The 20,131-nt window shown below is 60.4% G+C and carries 14 protein-coding genes and 1 pseudogene; 12 read left to right on the plus strand and 3 right to left on the minus strand.

What is annotated here, in order from left to right; genetic code table 11:
- The first annotated feature begins 74 nt into the window (after positions 1-74).
- From IDH41_RS09095 to IDH41_RS09115, 5 genes are all read left to right on the plus strand, one after another.
- Positions 75-2,351 carry an AraC family transcriptional regulator gene (locus IDH41_RS09095; RefSeq protein WP_190860272.1) on the plus strand — a complete coding sequence of 759 codons (2,277 nt, stop codon included), beginning with the start codon at positions 75-77 and terminating at the stop codon, positions 2,349-2,351.
- A 45-nt stretch (positions 2,352-2,396) separates the two neighbouring features.
- Positions 2,397-4,454 carry a glycoside hydrolase family 65 gene (locus tag IDH41_RS09100; protein WP_190860275.1) on the plus strand — a complete coding sequence of 686 codons (2,058 nt, stop codon included), beginning with the start codon at positions 2,397-2,399 and terminating at the stop codon, positions 4,452-4,454.
- Positions 4,455-4,900: 446 nt separating this feature from the next.
- The gene (locus IDH41_RS09105; RefSeq protein ID WP_190860277.1) at positions 4,901-6,043 is read left to right on the plus strand and encodes an oligogalacturonate lyase family protein; all 1,143 of its coding nucleotides are present in this window, start codon (positions 4,901-4,903) and stop codon (positions 6,041-6,043) included.
- A gap of 18 nt (positions 6,044-6,061) precedes the next feature.
- Positions 6,062-7,201, plus strand: coding sequence for a glycoside hydrolase family 88/105 protein (locus IDH41_RS09110; protein WP_190860278.1), 1,140 nt, complete (start codon positions 6,062-6,064; stop codon positions 7,199-7,201).
- Positions 7,202-7,223: 22 nt separating this feature from the next.
- Positions 7,224-9,665 carry a glycosyl hydrolase family 95 catalytic domain-containing protein gene (locus IDH41_RS09115; protein WP_317890713.1) on the plus strand — a complete coding sequence of 814 codons (2,442 nt, stop codon included), beginning with the start codon at positions 7,224-7,226 and terminating at the stop codon, positions 9,663-9,665.
- Positions 9,666-9,830: 165 nt separating this feature from the next.
- Here IDH41_RS09115 and IDH41_RS09120 read toward each other — a convergent pair whose 3' ends face one another.
- Positions 9,831-10,589, minus strand: coding sequence for an SDR family oxidoreductase (locus IDH41_RS09120; protein WP_190860280.1), 759 nt, complete (start codon positions 10,587-10,589; stop codon positions 9,831-9,833).
- A gap of 218 nt (positions 10,590-10,807) precedes the next feature.
- Here IDH41_RS09120 and IDH41_RS09125 point away from each other — a divergent pair, with 218 nt between their 5' ends.
- The 3 genes and pseudogenes from IDH41_RS09125 (at position 10,808) to IDH41_RS09135 (ending at position 13,055) form a co-directional block, all read left to right on the plus strand.
- Positions 10,808-11,407, plus strand: coding sequence for a TetR/AcrR family transcriptional regulator (locus tag IDH41_RS09125; RefSeq protein WP_190860281.1), 600 nt, complete (start codon positions 10,808-10,810; stop codon positions 11,405-11,407).
- Between the two features lie 101 nt (positions 11,408-11,508).
- On the plus strand, positions 11,509-12,141 hold the full coding sequence (locus IDH41_RS09130) for a TetR/AcrR family transcriptional regulator (RefSeq protein WP_190860283.1): 633 nt from the start codon (positions 11,509-11,511) through the stop codon (positions 12,139-12,141).
- A gap of 345 nt (positions 12,142-12,486) precedes the next feature.
- Positions 12,487-13,055 (plus strand): annotated as a pseudogene (locus tag IDH41_RS09135) (peroxiredoxin-like family protein).
- Between the two features lie 97 nt (positions 13,056-13,152).
- Here the strand turns inward: IDH41_RS09135 and IDH41_RS09140 are convergent.
- Entirely contained in the window at positions 13,153-13,398 is a 246-nt protein-coding gene (locus tag IDH41_RS09140) for a hypothetical protein (protein ID WP_223829583.1), read from the minus strand.
- Between the two features lie 513 nt (positions 13,399-13,911).
- Positions 13,912-14,862 (minus strand): helix-turn-helix transcriptional regulator, encoded by a 951-nt coding sequence (locus IDH41_RS09145; RefSeq protein WP_190860284.1) that lies wholly within the window; start codon positions 14,860-14,862, stop codon positions 13,912-13,914.
- Positions 14,863-15,022: 160 nt separating this feature from the next.
- On the opposite strand from IDH41_RS09145, the gene modA reads away from it, so the two are divergent.
- The 4 genes from modA to IDH41_RS09165 all read left to right on the plus strand — a co-directional run bounded on the left by modA (position 15,023) and on the right by IDH41_RS09165 (position 20,022).
- Complete coding sequence (gene modA / locus IDH41_RS09150) at positions 15,023-15,886, plus strand: molybdate ABC transporter substrate-binding protein (RefSeq protein ID WP_190860285.1); 864 nt, start codon at positions 15,023-15,025, stop codon at positions 15,884-15,886.
- A 5-nt stretch (positions 15,887-15,891) separates the two neighbouring features.
- Positions 15,892-16,563, plus strand: coding sequence for a molybdate ABC transporter permease subunit (gene modB / locus IDH41_RS09155; protein ID WP_190860286.1), 672 nt, complete (start codon positions 15,892-15,894; stop codon positions 16,561-16,563).
- 187 nt (positions 16,564-16,750) lie between these two features.
- A complete protein-coding gene (locus IDH41_RS09160) occupies positions 16,751-18,529 on the plus strand; it encodes a cache domain-containing sensor histidine kinase (RefSeq protein WP_223829584.1) in 1,779 nt (592 codons plus the stop codon).
- Complete coding sequence (locus tag IDH41_RS09165) at positions 18,526-20,022, plus strand: helix-turn-helix domain-containing protein (protein ID WP_190860287.1); 1,497 nt, start codon at positions 18,526-18,528, stop codon at positions 20,020-20,022. The genes IDH41_RS09160 and IDH41_RS09165 overlap by 4 nt, the downstream gene beginning before the upstream one ends.
- Positions 20,023-20,131: the final 109 nt, after the last annotated feature.

Raw genomic sequence — 20,131 nt, forward strand, 5'->3', positions numbered from 1 at the left:
GGGCGGCGGGAGCGTGTCACGCGGAACGGATCAAGCTATAATGAAAGAATCCTCGGCATAAGGTGGGATTTTACGTGACGCAATCCGTTAAGAAGTGGCTGAAATACAATTGGGCTCATACGCAAATCAGGCTCGTCCTGATCCTGACCGTCTCCGTCTTCCTTATTATTTTGGCCGTGAGCCTGACCTCCTACTACACGTCGAAGTCCGTGCTGCAGGAGGAGCTCAGCGAGCTTCAGCGGCAAATGCTGCAGCTCAATATGGACGTCATCGACGAATCGATCCGGGAGAGCGATCAGGTCGCGATTCAAGTGGCGCTGAACGACAATATTTACAAATTTCTGACGAGCAAGGTGCAGAACTCGTATGCCAATATTTCCGAAGCGTATCAGCTGCTTACGACGCTCATCAGCAATTCTGCTTATATCAAAAGCATATACGTCTACGATCTCGAGCGGGACAGCTTCCTGTCGATTCCGCAGGGCTACTCGTCGAGCCGGATTAACTTCGTCGACTCCGAATGGGTCGGGGTCGCCTCCGAATTCGGCGACCGGACGACGGTTATCAAGAAGCGGGCCGTGCCCGAAGGGGCGGCCGGCAAAGGCTCGGACATTACACTGTTCCGCAAAATATTGATCCAGGGCGAGTTCAAGGGAATCGTCGCCGTCAATTTGCAGGACGAGGCGCTGTTCGCCAAGCTGAATCCGCCGGTCATGAACAATTTGAACCGGATGCGCTACATCATCGACGAGAACGACGAGATTTTGTACTCCGTCTCGAATTACGCGTTCGACCAGGCGGCGGTCGACTTGGCTCTAGGCGAGCTGAAGGAGGACGGCAGCGGCGACATGACGTTCCGGAACCGCCAGCTGCTCGCCAATCAGCTCGCGTCGCCCGTGACGGGCTGGCGGTACATCTCGATCGTCGAGCAGGATAGCCTGCTCGCGAAGTCGAAGCGGGTCGCGCAGGTCGTGCTGCTCGTATCCGTCGCCGCGCTCGCCGTTGGCGGCGCGACGATTTTCTACATTAACGCGGCGGCGTTCCGGCCGGTCCGCAGGCTGAAGCAGCTGTTCAGCAGCTACGACCGCAAGCCGGAAGAAGCGGAGGGAATCGACCTCGAGAAGCTGGCCGGCGAGCTGCTCAGCAAGCACGCGCATCTGTCGCAGCTCGTCCGGGAGACGATGTCCGAAGCGTCCTCCAAGCTGCTTACCGACATTTACGCGGGCAATGCGAGCGGCAGGCGCGACATCCGCGAGAAGTGGAGCCGTTACTTCGGGGAATGGTCGACGGCCCCGCTGACGGTGGCGGTGCTATCCATCGACCGTTACGACGAGTGGGCGCGGTCGTTCACCGGCGGGGACCATTCCTTGCTCAAGTTCGCGCTCGCCAATATCGCGGCGGAGCTGTTCGAGCCGCAGTGGCGGATCGTGTGCGCCGATTTCGGCAAGGACAAGACGGCGATACTGCTGCAGCCGCGCCACGAGGGGCTGCATGCCGAGAGCAAGCTCGAGGAAGCGCTCGAGATCGTGTCGCGGTATTTGAAATTCAGCGTGTCGGCGGGCATCAGCACGCCGTTGACCGATATCGCGAGGCTGAAGCAGGCGATGCTCGAGGCGGAGAACGCGCTTACGTACCGGTTGTACCGGGGCTACGGCAAGGTCATCCCGTTCCGCGACGTGTCGGAGCACGAGGTGCGGGGGCCGTCAACGGGCGAGGCAGCGCTTGAGGAGCTTGCCCGGGCCATCGAATCGGGCAGCGAGCAGGAGGCCAAGGACGCCGTCGACCGGATGATCGCGGGCGTTCGTAGCGAGTACGGCTATCCTTCGGCGGCGGTTTACTATCTCCAGTCGGCGGCCGAGCGGATCGAGCGGCTCCGGCCAGCGGAAGAGAGCGCTTACACGGAGTTCGGCCGGTTCGATACGCTCGATCTGGACGATATCGCAAGCGAGCTGGGCAGCCGGGCTCTGCCGCTCGCGCAGCGGTACCGCCGGCTGGTCGAGAGCAAGGATTTCATTTTGTGCCACAAGATGATCGAATACATGAAGCAGCATTTGAGCGAGCCGATCGGCATTCCGGAAATTTCCGAATCGATCGGGATCAGCAGCAGCCTGGCGAGCCAGCTGTTCAAGCAGGAGACGGGCGAGACGATCTACAACTACTTGACGAGCCTGCGCATGGACCGGGCCGGCGAGCTGCTGCTGAAGACGGACGACCGGATATCGGATATCGCGCAGATGGTCGGCTATCAGCACGAGAACAGCTTTATTCGCAGCTTCCGCAAGTTGAAGGCTATTACCCCGGGCAAGTACCGGGACATGATGAGAACCCGGATGGATACCGTGCTGGAGTGAGCGACGCCCCGGGCGTCCTCCGGGTTCCGGGCATAAGGAGGAACTATGGACAGACGACGCATTGTGGAACGCCATCAGCCCGAGCTGAACAAATGGGATACGCTATCCCCCTTCACGGTGGGCAACGGGGAGTTCGCCTTCAGCGCCGACGTGACCGGCCTGCAGAGCTTCCCCGAACGCTACGAGGTGCCGCTCGGCACGCAGTCCAACTGGGGCTGGCATTATACGGGCGGGCCCGGACGGTTCGCCGCGCAGGACGCCGCCTATCAGCCGTTCGATACGTACGGCCGCACGGTTCTGTATCCGATGAAGCCGGGCGACAGGTCCGAGGCCTATAACTGGCTCCGGCAAAATCCGCACCGGCTGCAGCTTGGCCGCGTATCCTTCCGGTTCCTGACCGAAGACGGCGAAGAGGCGCGGGCGGACGACATGACGGACATCCGCCAGACGATGGATTTGTGGACGGGCGTCCTGACGAGCGAATTCGCGGTGCGGGGCGTGCCGGTCAAGGTGACGACGGCGTGCCACCCGTCCTGCGATACGATCGGCTTCCGCGCGGAATCGCCGCTGATCGGGCAGGGCCGGCTGCAGGCATTTATCCGCTTCCCGGCGCCCGACATGACCCATGCCGCATGGGCGAAGTCGGTATTCCCGGATCTCGGCAGCGACGACCGGCACAAGACGGAGCTGGCGGCGCCCGGCGACCGGAGCGCGTTAATCGCGAGAAGCATGGACGAGGACCGGTACGCGGTTCTGTGGACCTGGAACGCGGGAGCGCTCGCGCGGACCGGCGCGCACGAGTTCACGCTGACGCCGGACCTTGGCGGCGGGACGCTCGAATGCGCCGTCGGGTTCGCGCCCGCATCGCCGCAAGCTGCGGAGGTGGACGACATAATCGCGGCGAGCGCCCGCCACTGGGAGGCGTTCTGGCTGGAAGGCGCGGCGATCGATTTTGCCGGCAGCGCCGATCCGAGGGCGCACGAGCTGGAACGCCGCGTCGTACTGTCGCAGTTTCTGTGCGCGCTGCACAGCGGGGGCTCGCTGCCGCCGCAGGAGACGGGGCTTATGTACAACAGCTGGTTCGGCAAGTCCCATCTGGAGATGCATTGGTGGCATGCGGCCCATTTTCCGCTGTGGGGGCGGGAGAGCTACCTGCTGAAAAGCATGGACTGGTATACGCGCATTTTGCCGGTCGCCCGCGAATTGGCGAGGTCCCAAGGCTACGAAGGGGCGCGCTGGCCGAAGATGGTCGGCTTCGACGGCAAGCCTTGTCCGTCGCCGGTCGCCAACGGCCTCATCTGGCAGCAGCCGCATCCTGTCGCGCTGGCCGAGCTGTGCTACCTGGCCGATCCGACGGCGGAGACGCTGGCGCGGTTCCGCGACATCGTGTTCGAGTCGGCCGAATTCATGGTTTCGTTCGCGCATTGGAACGAGGAGACGCGCGCCTACGATCTCGGGCCGCCGCTCATTCCGGCGCAGGAATGCCATCCGATGAACGGCAGCAAGAATCCGCCTTACGAGCTGGAATACTGGAAGCAGGGGCTGGAAACCGCCGTGCGCTGGGCGGAGCGGCTGGAGCTGCGGCCCGATCCGCGCTGGGCGGAGGTCGCCGGCGCCATGGCCGCGCCTCCGCAGAAGGACGGCGTCTATCTGGCGCACGAGCTGTGCCCGGAGACGTTCGGGGAGAAGAACCGCGACCATCCGTCGATGGTGGCCGCGCTCGGCGTCCTGCCGGGCTCGCTCATCGATCGCCGGGTCATGCTGGATACGCTGCTGAAGGTGAAGGACGTATGGATGTGGGAGTCCGCGTGGGGCTGGGATTTCCCGATGTGCGCGATGACGGCGGCGAGGCTCGGCGAGCCTGATCTGGCCATCGATTTCCTGCTGCTCGACGCGGCGAAGAACACGTATTTGACCAACGGGCACAACTACCAGCGCCCCGGCTTGTCGGCGTATTTGCCGGGCAACGGCGGTCTGCTGGCGGCGGTCGCCATGATGGCGGCCGGCTGGCGGGGCGGCGGGCAAGGGGAAGCCGACAATCCCGGCTTTCCGCAGGACGGAAGCTGGACGGTGAAGTGGGAAGGGCTGAAGCCCTGGCTGTAGCAAGTGTACGGCTGGGTGGAGCGGCGCATGGCCAGCGACGCGCGACTCGCCTCGCCGGTGGGGCGAGCCGGTTGCTGTGCCCGGCAACGGCGGCTTGCCGGCGGCGGCATTGATGGCGACCGGCTGGCGGGGCTGCGTGCAGGAACAAGCCGTGAACCCCGGCCTTTGGCGCCGGCGGGGCGATTTTGCCTCTACGTAACGGACAGGAGAGACGTTATTTCAAAGAAAGCGGCGGGTAACGAAATCTAACGGACGTGAGGGCCGTTATTTCCGATCAATTAAAGGAAAAACGGCAAAAATCGGCCCGATAAGGCCTTTCCTGTCCGTTAGATTTTGCAACGGCCTCAATTCGGGACGATAACGGCTCTGGTGTCCGTTAGAGCGCAGCCCCAGCAATCGTCCCATAGGTACTCTATTTCGGCAACATTCTAATAGGAGGCGGGAGCATGTCTGCCAAAGGAAAGGTATGGCCCTCGGAGCGCAAGACGGCCGTCGACCGGCTGACGGGGGTTGAAGTGACGCAGCTGACGGATTACAAGGCGCACAGCCATCATTTATATTTTACGGAAAACGGTTGGTATGACGGCGGGCAGCGGCTGCTGTTCATCTCCGACAGAGCGGACAGCGCGAATTTGTTCAGCTTGCACGTCGAAAGCGGCGCCATGACCCAGCTGACGGATTATCCGGATAACGACAAGCTGGACGCCTGCCTGCTGCCGGACGGCAGCGCGGCGTTCGTCCGGCTGGAGCGGCGGCTGATCCGGCTCGATCTGCTCACGCTCGAGGAGAAGCCGGTCTACGAGGCGCCGGAAGGCTATCATCTGGGCAACGCGAGCGCGACGGCGGACGGCCTGCATGTCATGACCTGCGTGCAGGAGGATCTGTCGCACCGGATCCGGCTCGACCTCGGCAACGGCTACGTCGGGCACCGGGAGCTGATGGAAGCCGCCCCGCACAGCATGATCGTCCGCATCGACGCCAGGAAGGGCGGAGCGGAGAAGGTGTACGAAGAAAACCGCTTCATCACCCACATTAATACGTCGCCGAAGGTGCCGTGGCTGATGACGTTTTGCCACGAAGGGCCGTGGCATCTCGTCGACCACCGGATCTGGGGGCTCGACCTGCGCACGGGCAAGGCGTGGAAAATCCGCGAGCGGCTCGAGGAAGGCGAGAAGGTCGGGCACGAATTTTTTTACCCGGACGGGACGACGGTCGGCTACCACGGCTTCCGCGCGGACGGGACGAATTTTTTCGGCAGCATCGGTTACGACAATTCGGGCATGGAGGAGACGGAGTTCGGCTTCGACACGTGGCACGGCTATGCCGACGGTCTGGGGCAGGCCGTCGTCGACGGCAAGGGCGCGGTGAAGTCCTTAAGCGTATGGCGCAAAACCGGCGGCGCCTACGACGGGCCGCGCACGCTGTGCGAGCTGCGCTGCAGCTTCCATTCGCAGAAGGTGCACGCCCACCCGCGCTTCGACGCGGAAGGCAAGCGGCTGCTGTTCACGAGCGACAAGAACGGCTACGGCAACCTTTATTTGGTCGACATGCCGGAGGACTTCGCCTCGCTGCCGCTATTTACGCCATGAACAAGGAGGATACGGAATATGGATACCGCGACGAAAACCGTTAACGAATCGAGGCTGTCCGTCAAAATCGCGGATACGATCCTGTCGCTTAGCAAGGACGGCTACCATCCGAACATCGCGAACAAATGGGGCTACGTGGCCGGCATGGCGCTGCTAGCGATTACCCGGACGGGCGACTGGGCCGGGGATTCCGGCTACCAGGCGTTCGTCAAGCGCCAAATGGACGTCTTCATCCGGGAGGACGGCTCGATCGAGGGGTACCGGCTGGAGGATTATAATCTCGATCATATCAACAAGGGCAAAAACCTGCTGCGGCTGTGGCGGGAAACCGGCGAGGCGAAATACGAGAAGGCCGCGCGGCTCCTGACGGATCAGCTGGCCGGCCAGCCGCGGACCGACGAGGGCGGATATTGGCATAAAAAAATCTACCCGTTCCAAATGTGGCTGGACGGCCTGTACATGTCTTCCCCGTTCATGGCCGAATTCGCGGCCACGTTCGGTGAGAGCGAATGGTTCGACGAAGCGGCGCAGCAGCTGCTGCTCGTCGAGAAGCGCACGCGCAATCCGCAGACCGGGCTGCTGCATCACGCTTGGGACGAGAGCCGCGAGCAGCGCTGGTGCGACGGCGTCACGGGCCGATCCCGTTATGTATGGGGCCGGGCGATGGGCTGGTACGCGATGGCGCTGGCCGACTCGCTCGAGCATTTTCCCGTACGGCATCCGAAGCGCGGGCAGCTGATGGGCATTTTCGAGCGGATGGCGAACGCGGTGCTGCGCGTTCAGGACCAGGAGAGCGGCGTTTGGTATCAGCTCATGGACTGCAACGGGCGCGAGGGCAATTACTTGGAAGCGTCGGGCTCCTGCATGCTGACTTACGCGCTTGCCAAAGGAATCCGGCTCGGCTATTTGGCGGAGATCGACCGGCAAGCGGTGGAGCGGGCGTACGACGGCATCCGGAGCCGGTTCGTCACGGAGGATGATAAGGGCGTGCATCTGCACGGCATTTGCCACGGGGCGGGACTCGGCGGGCGCAAATACCGCGATGGCTCCTACGAATATTACATGAGCGAGGCGGTCGTGAGCGATTCGCTCATGGGCGTCGCCCCGCTGCTGCTGGCGAGCGTCGAGCTGGAGCGGCTGCGCGAGTCCGGGGTCTGATCGGAGAGGAGGCGTAAGCGACGTGGCGGAATTCGATAACGCGCCGGACAGGGATACGCTCGTCATGAGCTATCCCGCCTCCTGGTGGCGGAACATGTGGCGCGAGGCGCTCCCTGCAGGCAACGGCGTTGCCGGCGCTTCCGTATTCGGCGGCGTGCAGGAAGAGACGGTGCTGCTGAACCACGCGAAGCTGTGGCACTGGGGGCATCGGGACGAGCTGCCGGACGTCGGCGGCACGCTGGCGGAAACCCGCCGCTTGATGGACGAGCGGCGATACGCCGAAGCGAGCTGGCTGCTGGCGAACGCGCTGAAGGAGCGCGGCTACGGGACGAAGCTGGCTTCTCGCTTCCCGCTGGCCGCGATCCGGCTTGCGATGCCGTGCGGCGGCGCGTTCCGGGCGTACGGCCGGACGCTTGCGATGGACAGCGGCGAGGTGGCGGTCGGCTGGACGGACGGCGACCGCAGGTACCGGCGCCGGCTGTTCGTCTCGCGGGCGGACGACGCGATCGTCTACGAGATCGACGCGGGCGGCGAGGCTGCCGTTTCAGGCGAGATCGGCCTTGCGCTGCACCCGAGCGACCGGTGGGCGGATACGCCGGAGTTCAAAGCGCTGGAGCGCACGGCGGAATCGGGCGCGGACGTTGCGGGAGGCGCGGGCTGGTGCTGGTTCGCCGCGACGAACGACGACGGGACGGAGTACGGCGCGGTCATGCGGGTCGTGCCGGAAGGCGGAAGCGTGGAGGCGGCCGATGGGGTGCTTCGCTTCGAAGGGGCTTCCCGCGTGCTCGCGTTGGCGAAGCTGTTCGTCTTCGGGGAGCGCCGCAGCGATTGGCCGAGGCTGAAGGGAGAGCTGTCCGCCCTTGCCCTTGACGAGGGCGCTTCTTACGACGGCTTGCTCGAGCGGCATATCGCGCTGCACCGGCCGCTGTACCGCTCCGCCTCGCTGTCGCTGGACGGCGATGCGGATAGCCGCTCGAACGAGCGGCTGCTGCTGGACGCCTACGAGGGAGAAGCGCCGGCCGCGCTCGTTCGCAAAATGTGGGCGTACGGCCGCTACTTGTTCATCAGCGGCACCTCGGCGGCGGAGCAGGCCGAGCCGTTCGGCCTGTACGGGCTGTGGGGCGGCGATTACCGGCTCGTCTGGAGCCATAACATGGCCAACGAGAACGTCCAGATGATGTACTGGCATGCCCATGCCGGCGGGCTGGGCGAGCTGGTACCGTCTTTGTTCCGTTACTACGGCGGCTTGATGGACGATTTCCGCGACAATGCCCGGAAGCTGTACGGCTGCCGGGGCATCTATATCCCGGCGGGCTCGACGCCCGGCATCGGCGTGCCGAACCAGATCGTGCCGGTCATTCTGAACTGGACCGGGGCGGCCGGCTGGCTGGCCCGGCACTATGTCGAGCATTACCGCTATACCGGCGACAAGCGGTTTCTGCGGGAGACCGCGATCCCGTTCATGCGGGAGGCGCTGCGGTTCTATGACGATTTTCTCGTATTGAACGAGGAGGGACGGTACAAAATGTACCCGTCCGTCTCGCCCGAGAACACGCCGCTGAACTATATGCCGGCGGACGGCAAGCCGCTCGCCCATCCGATGCCGACGGCGATTAACGCAACGATGGACGTCGCGATTCTGAAGGAGCTGCTTCGGCATCTGATCGAAGCGAGCCGGGAAACCGGCGGCGATTCGCGGGAGGAGGGCAAGTGGGCAGAGATGCTGGAGCGCTTGCCGGCCTACGAGACGAACGCGGACGGCGCCGTGCGCGAATGGCTGCACCCGGATTTCGACGACCGCTACGCGCACCGTCACCTGTCGCATCTGTATCCGGTCTTTCCCGGCCAGGAGGTGACGCGAGAGAGCGATCCGGCGCTGTTCACCGCGTTCGAGACCGCCGTGCGGAGGCGCGAGATCTGCGCGCAGAGCGGCTGGTCGCTCGCCCATATGGCCGCGGTCTACGCCAGGCTCGGCGACGGCGACCGTTCGCTGGAATGCCTGGACATTCTGTCCCGCTCTTCACTGCTGCCGAATCTGTTCACGCTGCACAACGACTGGCGGGGCATGGGCGTCTCCATGAACATGCTTGCCGCGCCGGTCCAGCTGGACGCGAACATGGGCTGGGTGAACGCCGTTCAGGAACAGCTGCTTCAAGCGTCGCCGGGCCTCGTCAAGCTGCTGCCGGCGCTGCCGTCGCGCTGGAAGAAGGGACGGCTGGCCGGCTGGCGGTTCCATACGGGCACGTTGTCGTTGGAATGGGATAGGGAAGCCTGCCGGTTCCGCGCCGAGCTGACGGCGGACCGGGATACCGACGTGACCGTGAAGCTGCCCGATTGGGCGGCGCGGGCATCAGCCGTTGGCGGCGAAGCGGTCCGGCCTTCCGCGCTTGGCGATGCTTATTACGAAGTGCGTATGAAGAAGGGGGATGCGCCGGTCGTGTTTGAGCTCGGGCGCACTAGCTAGCAGACGGACCGTTGCGGCGCTTCTTGAGCACGAGCACCAACCGGTTACGCAATCCCGGTGCGATAGTCGGGTAGCGAGACGGGAGTCGGCTAGTCGGATGATCGGTAGATAGGCGAAGCAAAAAATAGGCCGGCAAGCTGATTCAGCTCGCCGGCCTTTCCCTATTTAATAAGCCGTCCAGCCCGCATCGGCCGTCACGACGGCGCCGTTCACGAAGCTTGCGTCATCCGACGCCAGGAAGAGAGCGACTTTGGCGATTTCCTCCGGCTCGCCCGCTCGCGGATTGATGCCCATGCCGGCCATCGCCCGCTCCATGCCGAACGGGTTAGGCGCATTAATGGAGGTGGAAATATTGGTGCTCACGCCGCCGGGCGCGATCGCGTTGCAGCGGATGCCGAGGTTCGCGTACTGGAACCCGACGTTCTTGGTGAAGCCGACGACGGCATGCTTGGAAGCCGTATAGGCGGCGCCCGCCCGCGAGCCGTTCAGGCCGCCGGCCGACGCGATGTTGACGATAACGCCGCTCTTCTTCTCGGTGAAGATCGGCAGCGCCTTTCTCGTGGTCCGCATCGGGCCGGTTGCGTTGACCGCGAAGACCCGTTCCCATAGCTCGTTGGTCAAATCCGCCGCGGGAACGAAGTTGTCCATGATGCCCGCGTTGTTCACCAAAATATCCAGCGTGCCGTATCGCTCTACGGCCGTATCGATTAATCGCTGCACGTCCTCTTCGTTTGCCACGTTGGCCGCGACCGCAATGGCGGCCCCGCCTTTCTCCTCAATCCCCGCGACGACCGCTTGCGCCGTTTCCTCGCGAAGATCGGATACGACCACTTTGGCCCCTTCGGCCGCGAACAGCTCCGCGATCGCTTTACCCATGCCCGACGCCGCGCCAGTGACGACGGCTACTTTTCCGGATAGTCTCATGTGCGAATCCTCCATTATTGGTTAGTATGCTCCTTCGGACGACTTGGCCTTTTGTGCGGTTAACTATTCAACACATGTATGATTACTAACAGCTGTTTGTTTAGAGTATAATAAAGAGGGGAAAGGGCTGACAATCCGTAAATATCGCCGATTTGTCAGATAACGAACAGCTCGCTAGTATTTGTTCAATATCTTCTAAAAAAAAGGAATGGATCGCCATGGCCGAACCGGGCAAAAAAACGGACCGCCGGATCGTACGGAGCAAATCGGCGCTTCGGCAAGCGCTGTTGGAGCTGATGGGGCGCAAAAGCTTCACTTCGATCTCCATCACCGAAATCGTCGAGCTCGCCAATTACAACCGGGGCACCTTCTACACGCATTACGAAACGAAGGAAGCGCTGCTGGACGAGATTCTCTCCGACCTCATCGGGGATTTGCTCCGCTCGTTCCGCGCCCCGTACGAGAAAACGGAAGTGTTCCGCATCGACGAGCTGCACGCCCGTTCCGTCATGCTTTTCGATCATATTTACCGGCATGCGTCCCTTTATAAGATGCTGTTCGAGAGCGACGTCCTGCCGAGCGTAAGGGAAAAAATGTTCGTCGCGTTAAAGAAAATTTCGATGGACGAATTCGAATACCAGGATAACGGCATCGATCGCGAGCTGCAGTCGGCCTATTCGATCAACGCGCTGCTCGGGCTCGTTTTTCACTGGATCGAAAGCGGCTTTAAGCATTCGCCCGCCTATATGCAGGAGCAGCTCGTGAAGCTGGTCAATTGGCGGCCGACGACGATCAAGACCGTCAAGAAGCAGCCTTGAACGAAGGCGCGCTTACTTCGCGGCATCCGTATCGCCGTATAGCCGGACGGATTGTCGTCGCTATTATGGATTATAAATTCCATTTTTGATATACTGCGGCTATGGAAACGAAAAACGATGGCCCAAAACAAGAACAACGGTTAACCAAAAAGGGAAAAGAAACGCGCGCCCGAATCGTCGCCGCGGCAGCCAAGCTGATGTTCGAGCGCGGCGTTGCCGGTACGACCGTGGAGGACGTGCAGCGCGAGGCGAAGGTAAGCGCCTCCCAGCTGTACCATTACTTTCAGGAAAAACGAGAGCTCGTGCATGCGGTCATCCTGTTTCAGACCGCACAAGTCCTGAGCGCGCAAGAGCCTCTGCTGAGCCATCTGGACAGCATTGATGCGCTGTGGTCGTGGCGCGACGCGATCGTTTCGCTTCAGGTTGAGCGGCAATGTCGGGGAGGCTGCCCAATCGGCTCGCTGGCGAGCGAGTTGGCGGATTCGGAGCCGGTAGCCCGCGCCGAGCTCGCGTCGGGCTTCATGAAGTGGGAGCTGGCTATTCGCGGCGGCCTTATCGCGATGCATGAGCGAGGGCAGCTGAGAGGAGACGCGGAACCGGAGCGTCTGGCGTTGGCGCTGTTGACCGCTCTGCAGGGCGGTCTTCTGCTGACCCAGGTTCATAGGGAAACAAGCCCGCTCGAAGTGGTATTGGACGCCATGCTCGCGCATATCGGCTCGTTCGCCCAGTCATGAGACGGCGGAATGGACGTGAAGCGAAGGCGGCAAGGAGGTATTGTCAAAAGGGTTATCCAGAAGGATCTGGATAGCCCTTTTTCTGTTTGTTCCATAACGTCAGCTCTTACCGCGGCGATCGCGATCGATCGAATTTTTTTTGGAGTTGACATTCCAAAAATGTTGAATTAGTATTTTATTATAAATTGGATTGTTTGATCCAAAAAACGACTGAGTTTATTAACCGTGCCTTATCGCGTCGTACATACTGGAGGAGAGGTGTAATCATTTATGTTATTAAATGTCGAGCTTGACGAAGCGAAGAAGCAGTTCGTAGCCAATACGCCGGTTGAGGTGCATGCCGAGATGTTCCGATTGATTCGGGAGCAGCAGCAATCAGGCCTGGGCTTCGGCTTGCAGGAGGGGCAGAAGGCGAAGGACTTTACCCTCGCTAACGCCGCCGGAGAATCGGTCAACTTATATGAAGAACTGTTCAAGGGGCCTGTCGTTTTAACGTTTTATCGAGGCGGATGGTGCCCGTTCTCAGTATGCAGCTGCGCGCCTATCAGAACATATTGCCGGAAATTCGGGCGCTTGGCGGCCAGCTGATCGCGGTAAGTCCCCAAAGTCCCGACAATACGCTGTCGCAGAAGGAGAAGGATGAGCTTTCCTTTCAAGTGCTGAGCGACACGAACGGTCTCGTGGCTGCGTTTTATCGCATATTGTACGACGTGCCGGCCTACATCCAACGAATCATGGAGAACCGGTTCGGCCTAAATCTGGCCGAGTATAACGCAACGGACCGCTGGATCCTGCCTATTCCTTCCACGTTCATGATCGATGAGAGCGGCGTGATTCGATCGGCTCACGTGAATCCGGATTTCATGCAGCGGCCTGAGCCAGATCAACTGTTGGATCATTTGAAGAAGCTCTGATCGACAAGCCGGCAAAGGTCCCGTACCTTCGCCGGCTTGTTCGTTTCTAAAAGCCGATCGGACGCGTACGTTACAATCGATAGTCAGAAAGTCTTTTTCAATCCTTTACCTCCGACCGACGCAGCGTCTCGACTAGTTCTACAAAGTGACGCCCGCGCTCTTCAAAGACGCCTAAATCCTCCCACTCCTCCCAGGGTAGGGCCGGATTGCGGTCGCGAACGGTGACGCGCGCCCCTGCTGAGCAAAGCATGCGGATCAACGGCGAGTTGCTGACGCCTGCGCCGATGATGGTCACGTCCCGACCGGACAGCGATTGGATATAGGTGTCAAAAGCAGGATTCATAAGCACCTCCGCTTAAAGAATGTCATTAAATCAAATATACCACATATTGGAACTATTCTGCCTGCCCGTTGGCCATTCATGCAGCGCAATAATCAGCGTTGCACTACAGAGGATGAATTTTCATGGTAATTGGATAGGGGAACTGACATTCTCTCAAATCCTTTGATAGACCTCCGCATAGGAAAACTTAAGTTGTTCAGCGATATCTTAGAGTTACTTAATAGCAGTGCATCGTTTATGAAGCGGACTTCTCTGAATAAGAGGGTCCGCTTCGTTGGTTATTTGGAATTTGGCTTCGATTATGAAGGTATCTTTTCAAGTAAGCCTGCACGAAAAAACCTCTTCGAAACCGAAGAGGTTTTTTTCTGTCTTTATGGGATCCGGCAATCATGTCACAAAATGTAACAAAAGATCACCTTTTGTATTGAATTCCAATCCAATTCGATATATATTACTTATAAACAGTTATATCTAATTATAACTAAATATAATTAGATTGAAATGCATACTCGCTCACGTCTCGAACAAAATTTCGCCCGTCCGGGTCAGGTCGTAGCCGGAAATCGCCTGAAGCTCCCGCTTGAATGCGTCGGATCGCAAAATGTGAAGCACGGAACGGATCCAGGCTTCGTTGTCCGGCGTTTTCAGCATGACAAGGTCGTATCGCTCCCGAATCAGCGGCACGAAGTCGATCTGTCCGACGATCGAGGCGGCCTTCTCGATACCGACGCCTACGTCGGCTTCGCCGGATGCGACCTTGGTCGCCACGCCGAGATGGTTCGTTTGGATATGGTCGTACCCGTTCAGCCGCTCGGGCCTGATCCCGTGCAGGCGGAGCTGCTCGTCGAGCAGGACGCGCGCGCCGGAGCCCTTCTCCCGGTTCACGAGGCGCAAGCCTTGAAGGCTTAAGTCGGACCACTGCTCGAGCTTGAACGGATTGCCCTTTCTGACATAAAAGCCGGCATTTCTCGTTAACAGATTAACGACGACGTAAGACGATCCGACCAGCAGCGCCCGAATATACGGGAGGTTGTACTCGCCGCTGTCGCCGTCGAGCAGATGCGTGCTCACGATGTCCGATTCCCCGCGGTACATGGAGATGAGGCTGTCCAGGCTGCCGACGAAGGAGCGCAGCGGCCGCACGCCCGGCACATGGCTCTCCATATGCTTGGCCAAAATATCGAGGCCGATGTCATGCCCGGTAATGACGATCGGGCGGCCGGCGGAAGGGGAGGATGCGGGATAGGAACGCGGCGGCTGCACGGCTTCCGCGCGGGGCTCCGGGGCAGCCGCCGTTTTGGCCCGCTGCTTGTACGCTTCCAGGTCGGAGGCGTCGACCCGCATTTGCTTGCCGACCCGGTAAGAGGGGAGCTCGCCTTTTTTGATCAGATCGTAGACGGTAAGCTTGGATATTTTCAGCAGCTTCGCGATTTCTTCCGTCGTGTAAGAGATGTCGCTGGACAAGGCAGAATCCTCCTAGGCAGATGCTTGAACCGATTGTTTTGAAGCTAATTATAACACAACCGAATCCCGGCAGCGGGACAAGCGTTTCGATCGATGCGTTAACGAGGTTGTTTCATGCATAGATTCATTTATACTTAGATAGAGAGTTGGAGGGGAACTTATGTTTAAATTCGTTAAAAATAATGCGATCCTGATTTGCGTCCTCATTGCGTTGCTGGCCGTCGCTGGCTGCGGAGGCGGCGCGGAGCCGAAAGCGAACACGAGTGCCGGCGCGAATGCAGGCGCCGGCGCGCAAGCTTCGGCGCCGAGCGAACAGCCGGCAGAGCACGTGGAGTTGACCGTATCCGCGGCGGCGAGCATGACGGACGCGCTGGAGGAGATCAAGACCGCATACGAGGCGGCCAATCCGAACGTCGGCTTGACGTTCAACTTCGGCGCCTCCGGCGCGCTGCAGCAGCAGATCGAGGAAGGAGCGCCGGCGGACTTGTTCCTGTCCGCGGCGGTCAAAAACATGAAGGCGCTCGTGGACGGCGGATTCATCGACGCGGAAGGGCAGAAGACGCTGCTCGCGAACGAGCTGGTCGCGGTCGTCTCCGCGAGCGGGAACGCGGCGGTTGCGGGCATGGAGGATCTAACGAACGAAGAAGTGAAGAAAGTCGCGATCGGCATTCCGGAGAGCGTGCCCGCGGGAAGCTACGCGAAGGAAGCGCTTGAGGGGGCGGCGCTTTGGGAGACGCTGCGGCCGAAGCTCGTCCAGGCGAAGGACGTCAGGCAGGTGCTTCAATACGTGGAAACCGGCAACGTCGACGTCGGGTTCGTGTACAAGACGGACGCCATGACGTCGGACAAGGTGAAGGTTGCCTACCCGGTCGATCCGGCGGCCTATACGCCGATCGAATATCCGGCCGGCATCGTGAAGGCGACAAAACACCCCGAAGAGGCCGAACGATTTTACGCGTATTTGCAGACCGAGCCGGCGCATGACGTGTTCGTGAAATACGGATTTACCCCGGCCGTCGATTGATCGGCATGCTTGCATTCGACTTTGACTCGTTCTGGACGCCGATCCGGCTGTCGCTGCAAATTGCGTTATTGGCCAGCTTCGTCGTCATCGTCATCGGCACGGCCGTCGCGTGGTTCATGACGCGGAAGCCGTTCAAAGGAAGGCTGATCGTCGAAACGGCATTCATGCTGCCGCTCGTTCTGCCGCCAACCGTGGTCGGCTTCGTGCTTCTCGTCGCGCTGGGCCGCAGAAGCCCCGCCGGGCGGTTTATCGAATGGCTGTTCGACGCGCCGATCATCTTCTCCTGGTGGGCGGCGGTAATCGCGGCGGTCGTCGTGGCCTTCCCGCTCGTATACCAGACGATGAAGACCGCCTTCGCTTCCGTCGACCGGGACCTGGAGGACGCCGCCCGCTCGACCGGCGCGAGCGAATGGCAGGTGTTCCGGCATATTACGCTGCCGCTGACCGCCCGCTCTCTCGTCTCCGCCTATATCCTCGGCTTTGCCCGGGGACTCGGCGAGTTCGGGGCGACCTTGATGATCGCGGGCAACATCCCCGGCCGGACGCAGACGATCCCGACCGCGATTTACGTCGCGGTCGACGCGGGGAACACGGCGATGGCCTGGGCATGGACGGCCGCCATCGTCGTCATTTCCTTCCTCATGCTGCTCCTTACCAGGCAGCGGAATTCCCAATAGCAGAGAGCCTTGAATCCGGTCGGATTCGGGGCTTTTTTTCCTCTATCCGGCACTCCTGCCGGCATCAATCGTTTTGGTATAATGCAATCGAGTAACAAATTCATTAATCTGCGAGGAGGGCTGCCGCCTGAAGCTCATTCGTTTTTTCCGGCATTTCATTTTTAAGCGAACGATTTACCGGACGATCTTGTTTTCTTATTTATTGGTGAACCTGTTCCTGCTCCTCGCGTTCGGGATGCTGTCGATTCGGGATTCCACGCGGATGATTACCGAGGAAGTCATCCAATCGAGCAACAAGGTGATGGAGCAAGCCGCCCTCGGCCTCGGCTTCAACCTCGAGGAGACGAAGCGGTCGCTCATTCTGCTCGCCGGCAATTACTCCGTCGCCTCGCTCATGCGCGAGACCGGCAAGATGGAGATGGCGAACGTCATTCAGCACGAGCGCAACATCGCGGAAATTACGAAGGGCATCTACACGTTCCAGTCGCTCATCAGCGACGTCCTCATGCTCGGCAAGAACGGGTACGTGAACAATTTGAACGGCCGCAATTCTCTCTTGTGGGACTACGATTTCAGGGAGCAGCCTTGGGTTCGGGCATCGTTCGAGGGCAATACGGAGAGCAGCTTCGCGAGCCTCGGCGTGCATACGCAAAATTATTACCTGGAAGACGACCTGTCCCGTTACAAGCGCCCGACCTTGTCCGTTGCCGTCAAGGTGCACGGCTTTCAGGGCGACATCGTCGGCTCCGTCATCGCCAATCTCGATCTCGGCAAGCTGAACGGGATGTTCGAGCGGAGCACGTACCATAACCGGGGGAGAATTTTCCTGATTGACGAGAACCGGAAAATTATCGTGCATCAGGACGTGGAGCGGATCGGGCAGGTGCTTCCTCTTCGGGGACTCGACAAGCTTGAAGCGGAGGCCGCGGGCAACTTTACCGAAGCGATCGGCGGCAAGGAGCATCTGGTCATTTATCAGCCGACCGTCATCAAGGGGCTCACGATGGTCTCCACCGTGACGATGAAGGAAATCGCCGATCAAGCCATTCCGCTCAAATCCAATCTGGTCCGCATTCTATCGCTCTGCATCCTGTTAAATACGTTGATTAGCGCGATCATCACGATCCGGATTTCCAGACCGTTCAACAGGCTGCTTCTGACGCTCGACGCGATGGGGGGAGACGATACGCTCTATCTCAAAAACCGCGATTACCGGTACCTGGAGCTCAATCGGATCGGCACGAAGTTCAAGGAGCTGATGGACCGGATCGAGCTGCTCATCCAGCAAAACTACTTGACGCGAATCGCCTTGAAGGAGGAAGAGTTGAAAGCGCTTCAAGCGCAAATCAATCCGCATTTCCTGTTCAACACGCTGCAGCTGCTGCAGACGGAGATCGTATGCGGCAACATCGAATCGTCCAATTCGATCGTCCTCTCCTTGAGCGGCCTGTTCCGCTACTCGATGAAGCAAACCGAGGAGATGGTGGAGCTGGCGACGGAGCTTGACCATGCGAAGAACTATTTATATATCATGAACAAAATTTACGACGACCGGATCGACGTATCGGTCCGCGCCGACGATCCGGCGCTGCTGCGCTACCGCATTCCGAAGCTGATTCTTCAGCCGCTGGCCGAAAATTCGATCCGCCACGGCTTCGGCGACATCCGCCGCGAAGGCTCGATCCGGCTGAGCGTTCATCTCGCGAAGCGAGGCCTGCTCGTCGTCATCCGGGATACGGGCAAAGGGATGGACCGCGACAGCCTGCGCGGGCTGAGGCGCAATATCGATCCGCTCGGCGGCAAGCCGGCCAAGATCGGGCTGTTCAACGTCAACCACCGGATCAAGCTGAAGTTCGGGAACGACTACGGTCTTCGGATTCGAAGCGCCGAGCGCATCCATACGACCGTTTACGTGCTGCTTCCGGCCATACCGGGCGGCGAGAACGAAGAGGGGGAAAGCGAATGAAGCTGCTCATTGCCGACGACCAAGCGTCGCTGCATACGTTTTTGGCTAAAATGATGGACTGGCGCTCCTTGGGCATAACGGAGGTCATTCATGCGTACGACGGCAAGGAAACGCTGCTGCGGATCGGGGAGATGATGCCGGATTTGCTTATACTCGATATCCAGATGCCCTTCAAGAGCGGTCTTGACCTGCTGAAGGAGCTGGACCGGCCGCTTGGCAAGCCGAGGACGGTCATCCTGAGCGCCCATGACGAGTTTGAATTTGCCCGCGAAGCGATGCATTTGAACGTAACCCGTTATTTGCTCAAGCCGGTAGACGTGGCGCTGCTTACGCGTACGCTGCGGGAGCTGATCGCAAGCATCCGGGAGGAGGGACAAGCGCTGCTTGCAAGCGAGCTCGGCAATGCCGTCCGGTCGTTGTCCGCGTCCGAGGATGCGGCGGCGGCGGTCGGCCGGTCGTTCCGGTCGCTGCGGATTCGGCAATACGCGGTGCTAAGTGCGGAAGGCGAGCTGCCGCCCGTTCAGTCGTTCGGCCGGGAGCTCGGCGGGCTGGACGCGTCGCTCGTCGCGGCGGTGCATCCGGTCAGCTCCCGCAAGTATGCCATCCTGCTCGGAACGACGGCAGAGATGACGGACGAGCGGCTTCTCGAGCTGTGCCGGCTTCTTGCCGAACGATGGAGCGCCGCCATGCCGGGTGCCGACGCGTCGATCGGCCTAAGCGCCGCCGCGCGGGAACCGGAACGGCTGCCGGAGCTGTGCCGGCAAAGCGAGGAAGCGAGCCTGCAGCGGTTCTATTCGGGGGAGGCCGTCAATTTGTACGAGCCGCATTATTTTGCCGCGGACTTAAGAAGCATGGAGCTGCACAAATACGAACGCGCCATTGCGGAGAAGCTGGCCTACGGCTTACAAGCCGAGTCCGTGACCGGGGTCGAGGCGGAGCTGTTCGAGCATCTTCGCAGGCAGCGCCTTCATCCCGAGAAGGCGTACGCGCTCGTTCTCCGCTGCATTTACGCGGCCGGCCAGGCGTTGAACGGTATCAAGGGCGACGCGGCGGATTGGGAAGGGATTACGCTCGGCGATCTAAAAGGCCGCAAAACGGCGGACGCTCTGGAGCGGTTTCTGCAAGAGCTGCTGAGCGGCTTCGCCGATCCGCCCCGCGAGGCGCGGCTTGCGGGCGATACGGTCCGCCGGATCCAGCGATTCGTCGACCGCCACTATGATCAGGACCTGTCGCTCCGGCGGATCGCCGCCTTGTTCGCTATCGATAAATTCCAGCTTAGCCGGTTGTTCAAGCAGGAGCTCGCCATTAATTATTGGGCGTACGTCATGCAGGTGAGAGTCGGCAAAGCCGCCGAAATGCTCGTCCGGACGGACATGAAGAACAGCGCCATCGCCGAGGCGACCGGCTTCGTCGACGAGAGCCATTTCAGCCGCACCTTCAAGAAGCTGCTCGACCAATCGCCGAGGCAATACCGGCAAGCGAATAAGCGTTAGCGCGGCTTCCCGTACGCAACGATATACAAACGAACGCGCAACGATATGAATTCCGGCTTCCATGCAAACCAGCTATCATGGATTTGTAAGTGCTTACAATTAGGATGAA

It is taken from the genome of Paenibacillus arenilitoris, assembly GCF_014705655.1.
GTDB classification, from domain to species: domain Bacteria; phylum Bacillota; class Bacilli; order Paenibacillales; family Paenibacillaceae; genus Pristimantibacillus; species Pristimantibacillus arenilitoris.